At 47.6% G+C, this 679-nt stretch carries 1 protein-coding gene; it reads right to left on the minus strand.

The genetic code is table 11. The annotated features are described in order from the left end of the window. On the minus strand, window positions 1-661 hold a 661-nt coding region (gene dctR / locus ACWHAR_RS27775), incomplete at its 3' end, for a two-component system response regulator DctR (protein ID WP_452088528.1). Window positions 662-679 lie beyond the last annotated feature (18 nt).

Consider the following 679-nt stretch of genomic DNA (forward strand, 5'->3'; position numbering starts at 1 on the left):
GGTTGACCGGCCGGCCGACTCCGCCGTATTGAACGTCCAATTTGATGATCCCGGTTTTTTCTAAGTAATCAAGATATCGTCTGGCTGTCACTCTGGCGATGCCGAGAGCCTTGGCGACCTCTTCAGCAGAAAGGGATGCGGTTTGCTGTTTCAAAAAAGCAGTGACTTCATTCATCGTGAAGTGATTCAACCCTTTCGGCAGATCCTGTACGGCCTGCTGCGGAATATTCAGGATCGCATCGAGCTGTTCCTGGGACAGCGTATCATTCGCTTCGATTTTTTGTTTATATTGCTTGTACTTTTCGAGCGCCTGTCTCATTCGCTCAAGCTTAAACGGCTTTAAGATATAGTCAATCGCTCCGTTTTGCAGCATGAGTGAGATCGTTTCCTTGTCTTTTGCAGCGGAGACGACAATGACATCCACTTCAAGCTTTTGCTTTCTGATCTCCTGCAAGGTCTTGATGCCGTCTTTTTTCGGCATGTACACATCGAGAATGACGAGATCCGGCTGTTCTTCTTTAATCAGCTTCATGCCTTCCTCTCCGTTTCCTGCCGTTGCACAGACAGTAACGCCTTTAACAGTTGTAATGAAATCCTTATTGACCTCTTGAACCATCGGATCGTCTTCAATGAGCAGAACCTTCCATTCTTTACGAGCCATGCTGTGCTTCCTCCCCCT

The sequence above is a fragment of the Bacillus sp. LR--39 genome (assembly GCF_053613335.1).